A 16,383-nucleotide genomic window follows, 5' to 3' on the forward strand; every position below is an offset into this window, starting at 1 on the left:
TTTTTAGGGCACTATATGTAGAAAGCATCATGTAAAAAGCATTGGAAACAGAAGGGGGAGACTCGCCGTGAAGCACTATCCGCTTAAGAGGATCTTCCACATGTCTGCACACGATGCGGAACAGGCAGTGGAGAGCGAGTACCAGTCACGCAAAGACTCCCCGTCGACGATTCAGTGGCACTTTCCGCTGGGGCAGTGGCCACTCTTTTGCTGCATCACAAGCGATCTCGCAGCCAGGGTTGAAAAGATTCTGTCTCTAGAGCTGCAGATTTCACAGTTGTGGAATCGTCTGCCAGGTGCCGCGCGGACTCACTATCTCTTCAATCTGCTCCTGGCCGAGGTGGTAGCCACCAATGAGATTGAGGGGATTCACTCCACACGGCGAGAAGTCGCCGAGGCGTTGGACAACACTTCGGGAACCCAGCACAAGCGCTTTCATGAGTTCAGTCAGCTCTATTTCCGGCTGGCAAACGATGAGCGGATTGAGTTTCCGACAACGCTCACAGGGATCCGGCAGCAATACGATCAACTTCTCGGCGATGAAATTGGCGCCGAGGATGAGTTAGACGGTGAACTCTTTAGAGCATCAACGGTCACAATTACCGATGGGCAGCGACAGATTCATCGCGGTGTTGAAAGTGAAGCTGCCATTCACCAACTTCTCAATGAGTTCCTGGAAACGGTGAATTCCTCAGAGGACAATCGGCTTATTCGAATCCTGGCAAGCCATTTCATGTTCGAGTTCGTTCACCCGTTTTATGACGGCAATGGTCGGATGGGGCGTTTTCTGCTGTCAGTGGCTTTGCGGGAGAGACTCTCACCTGCCACAGCGCTGACTATTTCTCGCCAACTCGCTGAGGATAAAGCGAAGTATTACAAGGCTTTTACCACTACGGAAGACCCAATGAACCGGGGCGAAGTCACGTTCTTCGTCGAGGTGATGGCTGATGTCATTCTGAATGCTCAGCAGTATTTGCTGGAAGAGCTGCAGATGAAGTCCCACCAGTGCGAGAAGCTTGAACAGCGGGTAGCTGAGCTAACCAACTCGCCCGAGCAGGCACTGTCCGTGTCGCTGACAGACAACGAAATCGGGACGCTGTTTGTCCTGGCACAGGTTCGGTTGTTCGGACCTGATTATGGAATCAAGCTCGAACACGTCGCCGACACCATCGGCAAGGAGAAGCGGACAGCGCGAAAGTATCTCGCCGAGTTAGAGGCTCAAGGACTGGCAACGCCGACGAGCCGTCGCCCGCTGCGATTCCAGCTAGCGCCGGCTGGCGTAGACCTTCTAGGCCTTGAACCCACCGAACACTAATCTGCTTCCGGAACCTACTTCTGGCCCACAATCAGCTCAGTGCCTTCAGCTGAAAGCGATGCCTGACCAGCGGGCTTACGCGACGGACCAGAAACAACCTCACCAGTAGCAATATCAAAGTGTGAGTTGTGGTTCGGGCAAATCATCACACCATTGCTGACCTCGGTGATACGACCATTCTGGTGCGGGCAGGAACTGGAGAAAGCGGCGAACTTGCCTTCCTCCGGCTGCGTGACGACGTAATTGCCGATCACCACACCGCCGCCAACCGGAATGTCGGCAGCGTCAACCTTTTCCACCGCAGACTTTGGTGCACAAGCGGCTACGAGTGCGCCAGCTGCAGTGGCGGCAGTTCCCAGGAGGAAACGACGACGGGAGCACGGGGAGACATCAGAACTCATGGCATTGAGATTACCTCTATTTCGCGACCTTTATTTCTGATAGGAGCGCTCACCGAAGATGGCGCGTCCCACACGGACGGTGGTCGCCCCCTCGGCGATGGCTTCGCGGTAGTCGCCGGACATACCCATTGACAGTTCGTTGAGGCTGACACCGTCCGGCAAATCCCCGAGCAGACTGTCCCGCAGCTCCCGCAGCTCCGCGAAGGTCTCGCGCACATTCGGATCATTCTGGGCCGCGATGGTCATAAACCCGCGCAGACGCAGGTTCGGGTATTCGCCATCGGGGCCAAACATGCGGACAAACTCCGCCGCGTGACTCGGCGCCAGACCCGACTTCTGCGGCTCGCGGGAGGCATTGACCTGAATCAACACATCGAGCTTGCGCTCGGAATCGGCCAAGCGACGCTGCAGCGCCCCGGCCACCTTCGGGCGATCCAGCGCCTGAAACTCATCAGCACAGCTGACTAAGTGGCCGGCCTTATTCGTCTGCAGTGGACCAATGATGGCCATATGCGGTGCCTTGTCGCCGAAGGCCTCCCGGAATGCCTCCGCCTTGGCCACCGCTTCTTGGACGCGGTTTTCCGCCAGGCCAGCGCAGCCGGCTGCTGCGAGCTCCGGCCAGGATTCCACCAGGGCGTCGACAGGCACAGTCTTGCTGACTGGCAGCAGGCGGACCTCGGAGGGCTGGCGCCCAGCTCGTCGGCAAGCGTCGTCAATCTCGGAGCGAACCTTGCGATAGTTTTCCACGAACATACCTCCCACTCTAAGGCCTGAGTAGGAAGAACTGTGCGGTAGTGTCGAATCATGCTCATGGACAGACTCTCGACGCTTTCCGTCATGCAGAGACGGATCTTGGCAATTGTATTTGGGCTGGTGTCGCTGGTCGTTGTCATCGACTTCATCTATCTTGCGGCAACTGCCTACATGATGGACCTCGAGGTCTTCCAAGACGCCGGCTGGGCACTACGACGAGACCAGGATCTCTACTCACCAGAGTTTCCCACCAGATCGGGTTTCCGCTTCATCTACCCACCGTTTGCGGCGCTGCTGTTTTACCCGCTGACCTGGGCGGGGCCGGTGACCCTGCAGATCATCTGGACGTTCGCCACGCTGGCGGCGGTGTGGGCGATGCTGTGGATGGTCTTCACTCGTCTCGGCTCTGAGCGTCCGAAGCTGATGGCTACCTGCGTGCTCGGTGTTGTGATGCTGCTCGACCCGCTGCGCGCCAACGTGCTCTTCGGGCAGATCAACGTCTTCCTCGCGCTGCTGGTGGTCTCCGATGTGCTGGGCTTTTTGCCCAAGAAACTGCGTGGACTGGGCGTGGGTATCGCGGCGGGAATTAAGATCACTCCCGCGGCATATGCGCTGGTGTTCCTCATGCGCCGTGACTTTGCGGCCGTGGCCAAGAGCTTCTGCTGGTTCCTGGTGACCGTCGCTATTGGTTTCGCCGTGCGCTTTAAGGAGTCCATCTACTTCTGGACCGATGAGTTCTTCGCCGGCAACCGCGGTGGCGCCCCGACCTATGAGGCCAACCAGGCGTTCAGTGGTCTGCTCGCCCGCGCCGGGGTGGAGGGTACCGCGCTCGATATTGGCATCTACGGTTTCTTCCTCATCGGTGCCATCGCCGCCGCCTTCGTGGCGTGGATCTACCACCGCAATGGTTATGATGTCGCAGCCCTTGGTTTCGCTGCGCTGGCGGTCAGCTTCGCCGGGCCATATGCGGTCAGTCACCACTGGTCGATCGTCATGGTCTTCGTGCCGCTGGTGCTCTTCGTCCGCGAGATTGGACACATTATTGTCGGCACTCTGTTCATGATTGCCAACTGGTGGGCACCGTACAAGGTGTTCGTGGGCAATGACTTCGGCCACGCTGCCAATGTGGGGCAGTGGTTCTACGGCAACATGCAGGGAATCATGGGCGGCGTGCTCTTCTTCACCTGCCTGGGCTACGCAATCTACCTCTGGCGCAAGCCCAGTCGCGTGCGGGCGCAGGCAGCTGCTTAACGACGGGCTTGCTTAACGACGACGCTTCGTTCTCGCAGTAGCCTGCTCCTCCCACGGGTTCTCCGGCCACGGGTGCTTGGGGTAACGGCCCCGCATCTCGGAGCGAACCTGTGCGTAGGCGCCATTCCAGAAACTTTCCAAGTCCTGAGTGACCGCGAGTGGTCGCTGAGCCGGTGACAGCAAATGCATTGTCACCGGCTTTTCCAATACCTGCGGGGTCTCCGCCAGGCCGAAGCACTCCTGCAACTTCACGGCCAGGACAATCTGCGCCTCAGGGTCCGTGGGGTCCTCCGGGTACTCCAGGCGAATCTTCGAACCGGAGGGGACCTCCAGGCGTTCGGGCACCAGCCGGTCGAAGTCCGAGGCCTCCGGCCAGGGCAGCAGGCGGCGGAGGTGCTCGGCATCTAGCTTGGGTGGGGTCGGACGGTCCAGCTCGCCGGCAAAAAGGAGCTCGGCCTGAGCCGCGAGCCCTGCGGGGGAGACATCCGGCCATGGGGCACCGCGATGAGCGTGGAGAAAGGCCATGCGGCGGCGGAGCTGCTCGGTGTCGCGGTCGAGGCTGGGGGAGGCGTCGGTAAGCGCGTCGGCAAGCCAGGCGGAGTTGGCGGCAATGCACTGCTCGGGCGTCGGGGAGACCTGGCGGGATGACAGTTCGATGGCGCCGAGCAGGTCGCGCTCGCGGGCGCGAACACGGCCCTGTTCGACGCGCGCCGTGGTCTCCGTGCGGGCGAGGTGGCCGGCGGCGAGCATGGCGATTTCCAGGTCAATCGCCTCGCCGTCGCGAATCAGCGCGCGCCCATGGGAGAGCCGCGAGATGTCGGCGGCCGCGATCCATTCGTGGCCGCGCAGGTCAGAACCACGGGTGAGTTCCGCAGCGGTGCCGCCGGTAAAGAGGTATTCGTCGGAGTTCGCACTGCGGCGTCGCCCGATGAAATCCGGCCAGGCCAGGGCCGTGACCAGCGCGGGGATGTCCGAGGGCAGCAGGTTGGCGGGGGCCTCAGTATCCAGCTCAATGCGGCGCACCTGCTTGGCCAAGCCGCGGGCGTCGGTGAGTTTCTCCACCGCGCGTGCGACCGCGTCCGCGTGCTGCGGCATCATGGCCGTGGCGGTCAGCAGCGCGCGTCCCATGCGCGGATGCACCGGCAGGGTAGCCAGGGTGCGGCCGAGTTCCGTGATGTCACCGGCCTCATCAACAGCGCCCAGGCCAGCCAGAATGCGGTTTGCGACCTCCGCGTGGTGGGGTGGTGGGGCGTCGAGAAGCTTCAGTCCCTGCATCCCAGGCGTGCCCCACGCGGCGGCGTCGAGGAGTGCCTGTGTCAGGTCGGCGACCTCGATTTCCGGCGCGGGCCAGGCTGGGAGGGACGCGAACTCCGACTGGGAGACACAACGCACCACGATGCCCGGGCCCTCACGTCCCGCTCGGCCAGCGCGCTGGTTCGCGGAGGACTGCGCACACGAGCTGGTGACCAGGCCGGAGAAGCCACGCGCAATGTCGAGTCGCGGTCCGCGCGCGAGGCAGGCGTCGACAACGGCGCGCACGCCCGGCACAGTCACGGATGATTCCGCAATCGCGGTGGACACAATTACGCGTCTACCATCCGCTTGCCGACGAAACACGCGGTCCTGCTCCTCGGAGCTCTGCTGGCCGTGCAGCGTCAGCACCGCCACCTCCGAGGAATCCGCGATATAACCCGCGCAGCGTTCCACCTCGCGGACGCCGGGGAGGAAAACCAGCACATTACCGGCGGCTTCTTCCGCGATTGTGCTGGCCTGTGCAGCAACGTGCTGTAGGAAGTCGTCGGTCACACCGCGTGCATCCAGCCGCTGCGGAAAGGGCGCGTAGCGGATGTCCAACGGGTGGATTGCCGCCTCCGCAGCCACGATGGGAGCCGGGGCAGAGCCACCGAGCAGGGTCGCGAACTTCGGCGCGTCCACCGTTGCCGACATAGCGACAAGGCGCAGGTCATCGCGGATATCCCGCAAGTCGCGCACCATCGCCAGCACTAAATCGGTATCCAAGCCGCGCTCGTGCACCTCGTCGATGAGCACCGCGCTGGCATCCACGTCGCCGTCGCGCAGCAGTCGACGCAGCAGCACACCGGGAGTGACAAACTCCACGCGGGTGGCGCGGGAAACTTTTGTGTCGCCACGCACCGAGTAACCAACTTCCCCACCGAGCTTCGTGCCCGACAGCTGTGCCAACCGCCGCGCTGCCGAGCGCACCGCCACACGCCGGGGAGCCGTGACCACAATGCGGCCGCCCAGGGTGTTGGCTACTGCCGGCGGAACCAAAGTGGTCTTGCCGGTGCCCGGTGGGGCTTGGACTACTACGTCGTGGTCGCGCACGGCGTCGGCAAGCGAGGCGAGCTGCGACGCGAACGGCAGGCCTGCAGAAATGTTCTGCAAATTGAACTGGAAATCGGTGCTCATAGAACTGGTAGTAACTCCGGACAGGCGGGTAAAGTGCCCGCATATGCAGGACTTATCTCGTTTTGGTTGGCTTTCAGTGGGGGCGGCGGTCGTCACCATCGCGCTGAAGTTTTGGGGCTACATTCTGACCGGATCGGTGGGCCTGCTTTCCGACGCGACGGAGTCGATTGTCAATCTGGTTGCGGCAGTTTTCGCAATTATTGTGCTCAAGGTTATCGCGCGGCCCGCGGACCGCGACCATGAGTTCGGCCATTCCAAGGCAGAGTACTTCTCGGCCGGGCTGGAAGGTGCCATGATCTTCGTGGCGGCGGCGGCGATTATTTATGTCTCTATCGAGCGTTTGGTGCACCCGCAGCCGATTGAGCAGATCGGCCTGGGCCTCATCGTGACCGTGATTGCCTCGGTGGTTAATGGTGCGGTGGCGCTGATTCTGCTTAGGGCTGGGCGTCAGCATAACTCCCTGGCGCTGACCGCCGACGGCAAGCATCTTATGACCGATGTGTGGACCTCCGCCGGTGTTCTGGCGGGTGTGGCTCTGGTGTGGATTACTGGCCTGTGGTGGCTCGACCCGATTATCGCGCTGGCGGTGGCCGTAAACATCCTGGTCACCGGTTTCAAGCTGCTGCGCGATTCCGGTAACGGCCTGATGGACAAGGCCATGGAGGGCGAGGACCGCGTGGCGGTGGACGAGGTTTTGGCCTCGCACCGCAATCGGAGTCGGGGCATTGACGTTCACGAGATTCGCACTCGTGTGTCGGGGCATCAGCAGTTCATTGAGTTCCATGTGCTGGTGCCGGGCGCGTGGAGCGTCGAGCGCGGCCACGATGTGCTCACTGCGATGGAGGATGAGCTGCGGGAGCGCTTCCCGGGTGTGCATATTTCCTCGCATCTGGAGCCGATCGAGGACGAACGCGCCTATGGGGATGTGCAGTTGTAACGCGCGTGAGGCAAATTCCACGAAAGCGCTGAAAGTGATGAGCCTTACACTTTAAGATTGTGTATACAAAATCATGCACTGTTTAAGTCCACTCGAAGGAACTGCATAAATGACCTCCGAAGCCTCAACCACTTCCACTGGGGATAGCCGTTTTTCCGCGAAGAGCCCGAAGTTGCCGGAGCCGTGCCCTCGGCAGGACATCATTATTCCGGCAAATGACCGCGTCCTGCTGCGCGGAACCATGTTCCGCCCGAAGGAGAACCCAGAGAACATTCCCAACGGCATCATCACCGTTCACTCCGGTACCGGTGTGCCGCAGGGTTTCTACCACCGTTTCGCTGAGACCGTGGCAGAAAAGGGCTACGGCGTTATCACCTATGACTACCGCGGAATTGGCCAGTCCGCTCTGAAGACTGACCAGAACAATGAAGACATCCGGATGTCGGACTGGATCACCAAGGATATTCCGGGTGTGATCGAGTGGGCCAAGGAGACCTACCCGGACGTGCCGCACTTCGCTGTCGGCCACGCGGTTGGTGGTCACGGCATCGTCTACGCCGGCTCCGAGGGCACCTATGACGCAGCGGCGTTGGTCAACTGCCGCGGTATGCGTATTTCCAAGGTGCCGTCCGTGGCGGGCAAGGTCCGCGCATTCTTCATCTTCAATATTCTCGGCCCGATTAGCGGTTTCATCACTGGCCACATTCCGGCGTCGGCGTGGCGTCTAGCTGTTGAGCCGCCGAACGGTGTCATGCGTCAGTGGGCTCGTTGGGCTCGCAAGGAAGGCTACTTTCTTCGACGATTCCGAGTTCGACTTCGCTAACCGCTTCTCCAAGGCTCCGCAGCCGTTCCTGTCCATCCGCGTTCCGGATGATTACTGGACTGAGGAGTCCTCGGCAGACCTGATCACCAATGTGATGAGCTCTGCTGAAAAGATTGAAAAGCGCCAGGCTCAGCCGGCTGGTGGCAAGGGCGTGGGCTACGGTGGTTACTTCCGCTCCGGTCACGAGAAGGAGTGGGACGAGCTGTTGGCCTGGTTCCAGGCCAACAAGGGCTAAGTAGGAGGTTTTATGGCGATTTCCCAGGTAGAAACGCCTTTCGGCGCGCTTGGAATCGCCACCTCCGCTCGCGGGGTCGTCGAAGTCAATCTCTTAGGTCCCGTGCTTGACGACGACCCCAGCGCCGCCGACCCCGAAGCGCAGGCGGTGGCGGAACAGGCAGCGCAGCAGTTCCGCGAGTACTTTGCCGGGCAGCGCCGCGAGTTTGCGCTGCCGCTGGACTGCGACATATTCACCCAGGATTCTTTCCGCGCTCGTGCGCTGACCGCACTGCGCGACGTGCCGTATGGCCAGGTTGTGACCTACGGTGAGCTCGCTGAAATGGCCGGGTCACCCCGTGCCGCCAGAGCTGCCGGATCGGCCTGTGCCACCAATCCGCTGGGCATTCTGATTCCCTGTCACCGCGTGGTGCCCGCCAGTGGGGGAGCGGGGTCTTTCGGATCCTATGCCGGCGGCCGCGAAATGAAGCGCTGGCTGCTCGAACTCGAAGGTTGGCAAACAGTTATTCTTTAATGCATGACTTCGCATTCTCCGCGCGACCAGTTCGCCACCGAATTTGAGAACATTATCCGCAACCGCCGTGCCACGCGCGTTTACGCTGACGAACCGCTTGACGACGCTGACGTGCGCCGCCTCCTGGAGCTATCTCTGGAAGCTCCCAGCGCCTTTAACATTCAGTCCCGCGCGATTGTGCGCATCGAGGACCCTGAGGTGCGCAAGCAGGTAGTGGAAGCTGCCGGTGGCCAGAAGCAGGTTGCCAATGCGCCGCTGCTGCTCGCCTTCATTGGTGAGCCGACCGGCTGGAAGCGCGGTATTCCGCGCCTGGTTGAGGCCAACAAGGCCACTGGCCTGTGGGACGAAGTCGCCGCTGCTGAGCGGGAGGCCTCGATGACCTCCTTCCATGAGGCCCGCGAGGAAAAGGGGCTCTCCCGCGAGTTCGCAATCCGCGACGCCATGATTGCCGCTTCTTTCGCTATGGTCACTGCCAGCGCCTTTGGTTGGGCTAGCTCCCCGATGACGGGCTTTAGTGAGCAGAAGGTCAAGGAAGCTATCGGTGCCGGTGACACCGATGTGGCGGTAGCGCTGTTGCTGGCCATCGGTGTCCCGGGTGAGTTCCCGGCTCACCCGGGCCGTTTCGAGTTCGAGCAGCGCGCCTACACCGACCGCTACGAGGCGTAGCAGCCCTAGCCCTACAGCGCGAGCGCTACCTCAACGGCCTGGCGGATGGCACGCTTTGCGTCCAGCTCAGCGGCCACGTCCGCGCCGCCGATGATGGTGACATTGGAGTTATCGCCGGTGACGCTCTCGCGATTCTTTCCGCCCAGGCAGTCCAGATTGGATACCTGACCAGTACAGACAATCACGTTGTCAACCGCGATGACCTGTGGCTTTTCATCGATGGTGATGTGTAGGCCCTCGTCATCGATACGGTTGTAGGTGACGCCGGTGTACTGCTTGACACCGGCCTTCTTGATCTCCGCACGGTGAACCCAACCAGTGGTCTTGCCCAGGCCCTTACCGATGCGGGAGGTCTTGCGCTGCAGCAGGTGCACCTCGCGCTCAACCTCAAACTCCTCAGCCGCGCCAGAGACCGTGCCCGGCTTGGTCAGACCCGCGCGGAACTCCGCAGGGTCACCGACGCCCCAGGCGTCCTTCCAGGCTTCGATGGTCTGGTTCGGCTTGCGGGTGAGGTATTCACACACGTCCACACCGATACCACCAGCACCGATGACGGCCACCTTGTTGCCGGCCTGCTTCGCACCCGAGAGCAGTTCGTCGTAACGAATGACCTTCTCGTGGTCGATACCGTCAATGCCCGGGATACGCGGGGTGACACCCGTGGCCACAATCACGTGGTCAAACTTGGCCTTGAGCTCGTCGACGTCGGCACGCGTGTTCAGGTGAACCGGAACTTCGAGCACCTCCAGGCGACGGGAGAAGTACTTCAGCGTCTCGCCATAGTCCTCCTTGCCCGGAATCTTTGCGGCGAGGTTGAACTGGCCACCAATCTGGTCGGCGGCTTCGAAGATCTCCGGGTGGTGACCGCGCTGAGCTGCGGCTTCCGCGAAAGCGAGTCCAGCCACACCAGCGCCGATGACGGCGACGCGCTTGGCCTTGTCCTTTGACACCGGCACGGATACCAGCTCGGTTTCGTAAGCCGCCTTTGGGTTGACCAAACAGGTGGAGCGCTTGGCCGCGAAGGTGTGGTCCAAGCAGGCCTGGTTACAGGCGATACAGGTGTTGATCTGGTCAGCTCGACCATCGCCCGCCTTGATGGCGAAGTCTGGGTCAGCCAGCAGTGGGCGGGCCATGGAAATCAGGTCCGCATTGCCGTCAGCGAGGATCTTCTCCGCAACCTCGGGGCGGTTGATTCGGTTGGAGGCTGCCACCGGGACGTCGACAAGCGAACGGAGACGACCCGTCAGGTCCGTGAATGCGGCGCGCGGCACGGACGTAACGATGGTGGGGACGCGTGCTTCGTGCCAGCCGATACCGGTGTTGAAGACATCGACGCCAGCCTCGACCAGACGCTGCGCGAGTTCAGTGGTCTCTGACCAAGTCTGGCCGTCTTCCACCAGGTCAAGCAGCGAAATGCGGTACTGCAGCAGGAAGTCCTCGCCCACCTCGGCGCGAATGCGACGGACAATTTCGATGGGCAGGCGCATGCGAGCCTCGGCGCTGCCGCCCCAGTTGTCCGAGCGGTGGTTAGTGCGCTCGGCCAGGAACTGGTTGAGCAGGTAACCCTCGGAGCCCATAACCTCGATGCCGTCGTAACCAGCACGTTTCGCGAGCTTCGCGGCGCGGACATAAGCGCCGATAGTGCGCGAGACATCAAAGCCGGTGAGGCGATGAGCCTTAAACGGGCTAATTGGCGACTGACCGGTATTGGCGGAGCGAGCCAGCGGACTGTAGCTGTAACGACCGGCGTGCAGCACCTGCAGCACGATGTGGCTGCCGTGGGAGTGCACGAGGTCAGTAACGCGGCGGTGATTGTCCGCCATGCGCTTCGACGCCATCATCGAACCGGCCGGAGTCAGCCAGCCTTCGATGTTGGGAGCATAACCGCCGGTGACGATGAGTCCCACGCCACCTTCGGCGCGCCGACCCAGGTAGGCAGCCAGCTTGGGGATATCACGGGTGCGGTCTTCCAGACCGGAGTGCATTGAACCCATGATGATGCGATTGCGCAGAGTTAGAGGACCGACATCGAGAGGGGAGAGAAGATGTGGGAAGTGAGGCTGGTCAGACATGCAACCAGTATCGCGGTTTTAGCGGCTGTGCATGCGGTGAATCGGAAAAATTCCTGCACAGTTTTATATACGTTTCACGTGGAACATCAGGTGTAAAGCACACGCAGTCTTCGGCGGAGGAAGGTGTCCTATGACTACAGTCGGGGATATCAGTAGACGCATGTAGCAAGGAGTTGAGCCCTCATGACCTCTGAAACTTCAACTAATGGCAGGAAAGTAGCTGTAGTTACCGGTGCTTCTTCCGGTATTGGTGCAGCCACTGCCAAGCAGTTCGCAGCTGAAGGTTTCCGCGTTGTGTTGGGAGCCCGCCGCGAGGACAAGCTGGAGGCTGTCGCGGAGGAGATTCGCGCTGCCGGCGGTGAAGCGACGGTCTACAAGGTTGACGTCACCTCCGACGACGATGTGGCGGCGCTGGCTAAGGCTGAACCGCGCGTCGACGTGCTGGTAAACAACGCCGGTGGCGCCTGGGGCATGGAATCGGTTGAAGGTGCTGTCGAGGAAAAGTGGCGTTGGATGTACGAGGTCAACGTGCTGGGCACCCTGCGTGTTACCCGCGCACTGCTGCCCGCACTGAAGACCACCAGCGGCATTGTGCTCACCGTCGGCTCGATTGCCGGTCGCCAGGTCTACACCGGCGGTGCCGGCTACAACGCCGCCAAGCACGCTGAGCGCGCCCTGGTGGAAGTCCTGCGTCAAGAGGTTGCTGTCGATGGCGTGCGCGTCACTGAAATCGACCCGGGGCGCGTCCACACCGACTTCTCACTCGTGCGTTTCGATGGCGACGAGACCAAGGCCGCAGCGGTCTACGATGGCGTTGAGTCGCTGACCGCCGATGATGTTGCCGACATCATTGTGTTCGCGGCCACCCGCCCGAATCGCGTCAACATCGACTTCCTGCAGGTGACCCCCATCGACCAGGTGGGCGGCGCGAAGCCGAAGAAGTAAGCCCAAAACCAAAGTCAAGTACATATCGACTAAATAAAGGAGCCGTGCATGAGCATCGATATTGCCGCTGATACCAAGATTGCCCTGGTCACGGGCGCAAGCCGTGGTATCGGCCTGGCGGTTGCCAAGGATCTCTCCCGTGATCACCACGTCATTGTGGGCGCTACCAGTGCTGAGTCTGCCGAGAAGGTGGCGTCGCAGTTGCCGTCGGCAAGCGTATTCGTTGCTGATCTGGGTGATACCGACGCCGTAAACGCGGAAGTGGCAAAGCTGTTGGAGGCGCTCGGTGGGCGCGGGCTGGATGTGCTCGTGCACTCGGCGGGCGTGTACGTCGATGGGGACGTGGCGGAGGTTTCGCGTGCGGACTGGTCGCGGATTATGGACATCAACGTCGTCGCCGTTGCCGACCTGACCCGCCAGCTGCTGCCGGCGCTGCGCAAGGCGGAGGGTACGCTGGTGACCATCAACTCGGGCTCGGGATTCCGCGCTTCAGCTGGTACTTCGCCGTATGCGGCGTCGAAGTTCGCACTGCGGGCCTTCACCGATGCGCTGCGCGAGGAAGAGCGTGGCGCGGTACGAGTCAGCTCCGTGCACCCCGGGCGCGTCGATACCGATATGCAGGTTCAGCTGCAGTCGAATTGGCACCGCGATGATGCGGATTGGCGTTACGACGGCACGAAGTTCATGCGGCCTGAATCGATCGCAGCCGCGGTACGTCTGGCCGTTGATACCGGAGCGGATGCCAACGTGGATGAAATCCAGGTGCGCCCGCGCGGATAGCCGTGTAAAAGGTAGCGGAAATAAGCAAAAAGTGTGCCCACCAGGCGGATAGCCGGTGGGCACACTTTCGTGTGCAGGCTTCTTACTGAGCGTCCAGATTCAGGCGCTCGTGCATTGCCTTGACCTCGCGCGGGACAACCTTGCCGATGGCGTTGCGCGGCAGGGAGTCGACGAAGAAGACGCGGTCCGGAGTGGAGTGCTCGGCCAGAGTTTCGCGGACGTACTCGCGCAGCATGTCCTCGGTGAGGTTCTTGCCGGCCTCATTGTCCTCGCGGACAACGTAGAGGAACAGGTCAGCGAAAATCTCGTCGTTTTCGTTGCTGCCGTGGCAGAAGACATCGGCGATGCCCGGCACCGGGCCCAGAATTTCTTCGACCTCGCGTGGGAAGACGTTCTCGCCGCCCTTGATCACCATGTCGTCGGAGCGACCACAGATGTACAGGTAGCCGTCCTGGTCGATACGGCCGAGGTCACCAATCTGGAACAGGCCATCGACGGTGGTGAACTTGTCCTTCTTGTTCAGGTAACCGATGAAGGAGAGCTCCTGAGCGGTGTGGATCATGCCAACCTCACCCGGCTCGACTTCCTTGCCGTCGTCACCCAGGATGCGAACCTTGGCGCCAATTGCCGGGCGACCTGCGGAGTCCGGGCGGGCTGCGAGGTCCGCGCCGGATGCGATGGAGCACAGGCCGGCCTCGGTGGAGCCGTAGAAGTTACAGATAACCGGACCGAAGCGGTGAGTCAGCGCGGAGACGAGCCAGCCCGGGATGGCGTTACCAGAGGAGACAATGAAGCGGAACGGGCCAATCTTGCGGTTCGGCTCCTCATCCAGAACATCCTTGATCTGGCGCAGGAAGAAGGCCGCGGAAATCATGCCGTTACAGCCGTACTGTTCACACTGGTCAACAGCCTTCTTCGGGTCGAAGACACGCATGGTGACAATGGTGGAGCCGGTAGCCATGCCAATCAGCACATTTGCCCAGCCCCAGGCGTGGAACATGGATGCGGACTGGTGAATGACCATGTTGCGGCGCCACGGAATACGATCGGCGATTGCACCCACGGTTGCCGGTGTCTTGGGCTCATTGCGCAGGACACCCTTCGGGATGCCGGTGGTGCCGGAGGACATGATGATGATGCGTCCCTGCTCCGGCTTCGGATCTAGCTTGGCGTTCGATGTACGACCTTCTTCAATGAGGTCTTCCATGAACACGAAGTTCTTGCCCGCGTTCTTGCGGGTCTCCGGCTTGGTCACGGAGGTAATAACGACGGTGACATCGTCGAGGTCTTCTGGCAGGTTGCCCAGGAACTCGTCATCGACGAACAGGAACTTGGCCTTATTCTGGTCAACGACACCGCGAATCTGAGTCGGGCCGGAGCCGATGTTCATCAGCATAATTTCGGAGCCGATGAAGCCCTTGATAGCCATCGGCAGAATAATGCCGCGGCCGTTACGTGCGATAACACCGAAGCTGGACTTCTGGGTCATGCCACGGTCCATCAAGGCGCGAGCCAGGGCGTGGGCGTTGTCAAGCAGCTGAGAATAGGTGAGTTCGCCGTCATCGTCGACAAGGGCGAGGCGATCCGGGTAGCGCAGCGCACTCATGGAAATCAGGCTGGCGACGGAGAACTTCAGGCGACGCAGGTAATCGAGAATCTTCGGCGCCGTCTTCGGAGTCATGTACAGGGCACCAGTACGCAGGAGTGGTGGAATCGACTGGGCAAAAGCCTTGATTTGGAGCCCAAGTGGTACTTCCGGAGCCTTCATTTCAGCTGCCATGGGTGAGAATCCTCCAAGATGATGGACAAGCGATTAATAGCGCCAAGCGACTCTTTAGTCACACTGACACCATCAGTCACGGTAGTGCGATTTTGTAACAACCAGACTTTAACAAACCTGTGCCGCGTCAAAAAGTAGTTTCCACGAAGAAAAGTAAAAAATACGCAGTCGGCGTGCGCAATGCTTTACGACGGATACCTTTTCGCGTACGGGCTCGAGGATACAGTGTTATCAAACAGTTATAAACCGACAGGAAGCAGTGAATATAACGAAAGGATAACACTGCGGTAACGAATTCAATTCTGATATTGACGTATATAACTCTATGAACCCAGGGGTTTTCGGTTGGTTTGTTTGACGGGGCGGGCAGTAGCTGAATGGCGGTCGCCCCCAGAAATTAGGGGGCTAGGAATCTTCTGAAAAATAGAAATGTTCGAGACTAGGAGGGGCGGAGGTTGCGAGTGCGTAGCTGAATAGGTGGCATATTCGCTGGCTTGAGCCTCGGTGTGCGGCATCGGTGAGCGTCGGAGGAAGTTGCCCTAATTCAGGGTTAGGGCGGCAAGTGTGGGCTCATCCTCTGGTGTGCAGGTAGAGAGCCAACGGTCGATGGCATCGTACTCCGCCTGTGTGAGCCACAGGTGGTATTTCTGTTTTACTGCCACCTGGCGAGCGACATACTGGCAGCGAAATGGCTTATTGGCGGGTACCCAGGATGCGGCATCGCTATCCCGCTTCTGTTGATTGGCGGGGCCATCGACGGCCAAGAGGTTGAGGGGGTCATTGGCAAAGTCCTGCCGAACCTCGGGCGGGAGTTGCTGTGCCCCCTTTTGCCAGGCGTCGCTTAAGGCTACGACATGGTCGATTTGAACGGCAGAAGAGGTATCGCGGCCACGCTGGAACTCAATCATCGTGCCGGTATAGGGATCCAGTAATTGCCCTGAAAGCACGACGCAATCGTGGCTATTTGGTTTGTACTCCTTATTAATAAGGTCACGATTCAAAATATCGTTTCGCGTGTCACATCCGTTGTGCCCAAACTCGGCAGAGACGTCGTCGCTCCAACGTTGCCCGAACTCATCGCGCGCATAGCCGGTTTTCGGTGCGCGCCCTTTTACCTCCAGCTGGTTGAGGGCGCTACGGATGCCGTCGATAGGCGATGTGCCGGGCGCTGGGGTGTCCGGGGCGGCGGGGGCGTGGGGCACTTCGGGAATCTCGGGCGCGGGTTCCTCTGGCTCGGGCGTAAATGCGGGTGCCGGTGCCGGGCTGTATGACTGGCTCTCTGGAGTGGGGGCTGTGGGAGCCGTGCAGCCGCTGAGGATTGTCGCTGCGCCGATAAGGAGGGCGAGGCCCTGCAGTGGCGAGCGGAAACGACGGTTGGCGAGCATGGAGCTAACCATAGCGGTGGGGGCGGATTGGGTATGGAGAGAGGTGTGCTAAAGAATCGAACAATTGTGCGTAGTTAGCGGGGGTGGTAGCTCGATT

General features: G+C 60.7%; 15 protein-coding genes. 9 read left to right on the forward strand and 6 right to left on the reverse strand.

Annotated elements, in window-relative coordinates:
• Positions 1 to 100: 100 nt before the first annotated feature.
• Positions 101 to 1,315, forward strand: coding sequence for a Fic family protein (locus tag HMPREF3053_RS10355; protein ID WP_070767698.1), 1,215 nt, complete (start codon positions 101 to 103; stop codon positions 1,313 to 1,315).
• A gap of 14 nt (positions 1,316 to 1,329) precedes the next feature.
• On the opposite strand, the gene HMPREF3053_RS10360 is transcribed toward HMPREF3053_RS10355, so the two are convergent.
• Together HMPREF3053_RS10360 and HMPREF3053_RS10365 are read right to left on the reverse strand one after the other, a co-directional pair.
• Complete coding sequence (locus tag HMPREF3053_RS10360) at positions 1,330 to 1,716, reverse strand: Rieske (2Fe-2S) protein (protein ID WP_049172555.1); 387 nt, start codon at positions 1,714 to 1,716, stop codon at positions 1,330 to 1,332.
• A 30-nt stretch (positions 1,717 to 1,746) separates the two neighbouring features.
• Positions 1,747 to 2,469, reverse strand: a complete 723-nt coding sequence (locus HMPREF3053_RS10365; protein WP_049193390.1) for a YggS family pyridoxal phosphate-dependent enzyme — start codon at positions 2,467 to 2,469, stop codon at positions 1,747 to 1,749.
• A gap of 84 nt (positions 2,470 to 2,553) precedes the next feature.
• Between HMPREF3053_RS10365 and HMPREF3053_RS10370 the strand changes: the two genes are divergently transcribed.
• A complete protein-coding gene (locus tag HMPREF3053_RS10370; RefSeq protein WP_246819400.1) occupies positions 2,554 to 3,720 on the forward strand; it encodes a glycosyltransferase 87 family protein in 1,167 nt (388 codons plus the stop codon).
• Positions 3,721 to 3,732: 12 nt separating this feature from the next.
• Here HMPREF3053_RS10370 and HMPREF3053_RS10375 read toward each other — a convergent pair whose 3' ends face one another.
• Positions 3,733 to 6,150 (reverse strand): ATP-dependent RNA helicase, encoded by a 2,418-nt coding sequence (locus tag HMPREF3053_RS10375; protein WP_049172549.1) that lies wholly within the window; start codon positions 6,148 to 6,150, stop codon positions 3,733 to 3,735.
• 43 nt (positions 6,151 to 6,193) lie between these two features.
• Between HMPREF3053_RS10375 and HMPREF3053_RS10380 the strand changes: the two genes are divergently transcribed.
• The 5 genes from HMPREF3053_RS10380 (at position 6,194) to HMPREF3053_RS10395 (ending at position 9,324) form a co-directional block, all read left to right on the forward strand.
• Positions 6,194 to 7,087 (forward strand): cation diffusion facilitator family transporter, encoded by an 894-nt coding sequence (locus HMPREF3053_RS10380; RefSeq protein WP_070767670.1) that lies wholly within the window; start codon positions 6,194 to 6,196, stop codon positions 7,085 to 7,087.
• A 109-nt stretch (positions 7,088 to 7,196) separates the two neighbouring features.
• The gene (locus tag HMPREF3053_RS10385; RefSeq protein ID WP_070767671.1) at positions 7,197 to 7,910 is read left to right on the forward strand and encodes an alpha/beta fold hydrolase; all 714 of its coding nucleotides are present in this window, start codon (positions 7,197 to 7,199) and stop codon (positions 7,908 to 7,910) included.
• Positions 7,834 to 8,145, forward strand: coding sequence for a hypothetical protein (locus tag HMPREF3053_RS11045; RefSeq protein ID WP_141758957.1), 312 nt, complete (start codon positions 7,834 to 7,836; stop codon positions 8,143 to 8,145). Before HMPREF3053_RS10385 ends, HMPREF3053_RS11045 begins: the two co-directional genes overlap by 77 nt.
• A 12-nt stretch (positions 8,146 to 8,157) precedes the next feature.
• A complete protein-coding gene (locus tag HMPREF3053_RS10390; protein WP_070767672.1) occupies positions 8,158 to 8,658 on the forward strand; it encodes a methylated-DNA--[protein]-cysteine S-methyltransferase in 501 nt (166 codons plus the stop codon).
• A 3-nt stretch (positions 8,659 to 8,661) separates the two neighbouring features.
• On the forward strand, positions 8,662 to 9,324 hold the full coding sequence (locus HMPREF3053_RS10395; RefSeq protein WP_070767673.1) for a nitroreductase family protein: 663 nt from the start codon (positions 8,662 to 8,664) through the stop codon (positions 9,322 to 9,324).
• A gap of 11 nt (positions 9,325 to 9,335) precedes the next feature.
• Here HMPREF3053_RS10395 and HMPREF3053_RS10400 read toward each other — a convergent pair whose 3' ends face one another.
• Positions 9,336 to 11,396: an oxidoreductase gene (locus HMPREF3053_RS10400; RefSeq protein ID WP_070767674.1), complete on the reverse strand. Its 2,061-nt coding sequence runs from the start codon at positions 11,394 to 11,396 to the stop codon at positions 9,336 to 9,338.
• Between the two features lie 183 nt (positions 11,397 to 11,579).
• Here HMPREF3053_RS10400 and HMPREF3053_RS10405 point away from each other — a divergent pair, with 183 nt between their 5' ends.
• Entirely contained in the window at positions 11,580 to 12,341 is a 762-nt protein-coding gene (locus HMPREF3053_RS10405; RefSeq protein WP_070767675.1) for an SDR family oxidoreductase, read from the forward strand.
• 48 nt (positions 12,342 to 12,389) lie between these two features.
• The gene (locus HMPREF3053_RS10410; RefSeq protein WP_016421787.1) at positions 12,390 to 13,121 is read left to right on the forward strand and encodes an SDR family oxidoreductase; all 732 of its coding nucleotides are present in this window, start codon (positions 12,390 to 12,392) and stop codon (positions 13,119 to 13,121) included.
• 82 nt (positions 13,122 to 13,203) lie between these two features.
• Here HMPREF3053_RS10410 and HMPREF3053_RS10415 read toward each other — a convergent pair whose 3' ends face one another.
• Both HMPREF3053_RS10415 and HMPREF3053_RS10420 read right to left on the reverse strand, forming a co-directional pair.
• Positions 13,204 to 14,901: an AMP-binding protein gene (locus HMPREF3053_RS10415; protein WP_049193377.1), complete on the reverse strand. Its 1,698-nt coding sequence runs from the start codon at positions 14,899 to 14,901 to the stop codon at positions 13,204 to 13,206.
• A gap of 539 nt (positions 14,902 to 15,440) precedes the next feature.
• Positions 15,441 to 16,298, reverse strand: a complete 858-nt coding sequence (locus tag HMPREF3053_RS10420) for an HNH endonuclease family protein (protein ID WP_083295689.1) — start codon at positions 16,296 to 16,298, stop codon at positions 15,441 to 15,443.
• Positions 16,299 to 16,383 lie beyond the last annotated feature (85 nt).

The organism is Corynebacterium sp. HMSC064E07, assembly GCF_001815745.1.
GTDB lineage: Bacteria > Actinomycetota > Actinomycetes > Mycobacteriales > Mycobacteriaceae > Corynebacterium > Corynebacterium jeikeium_D.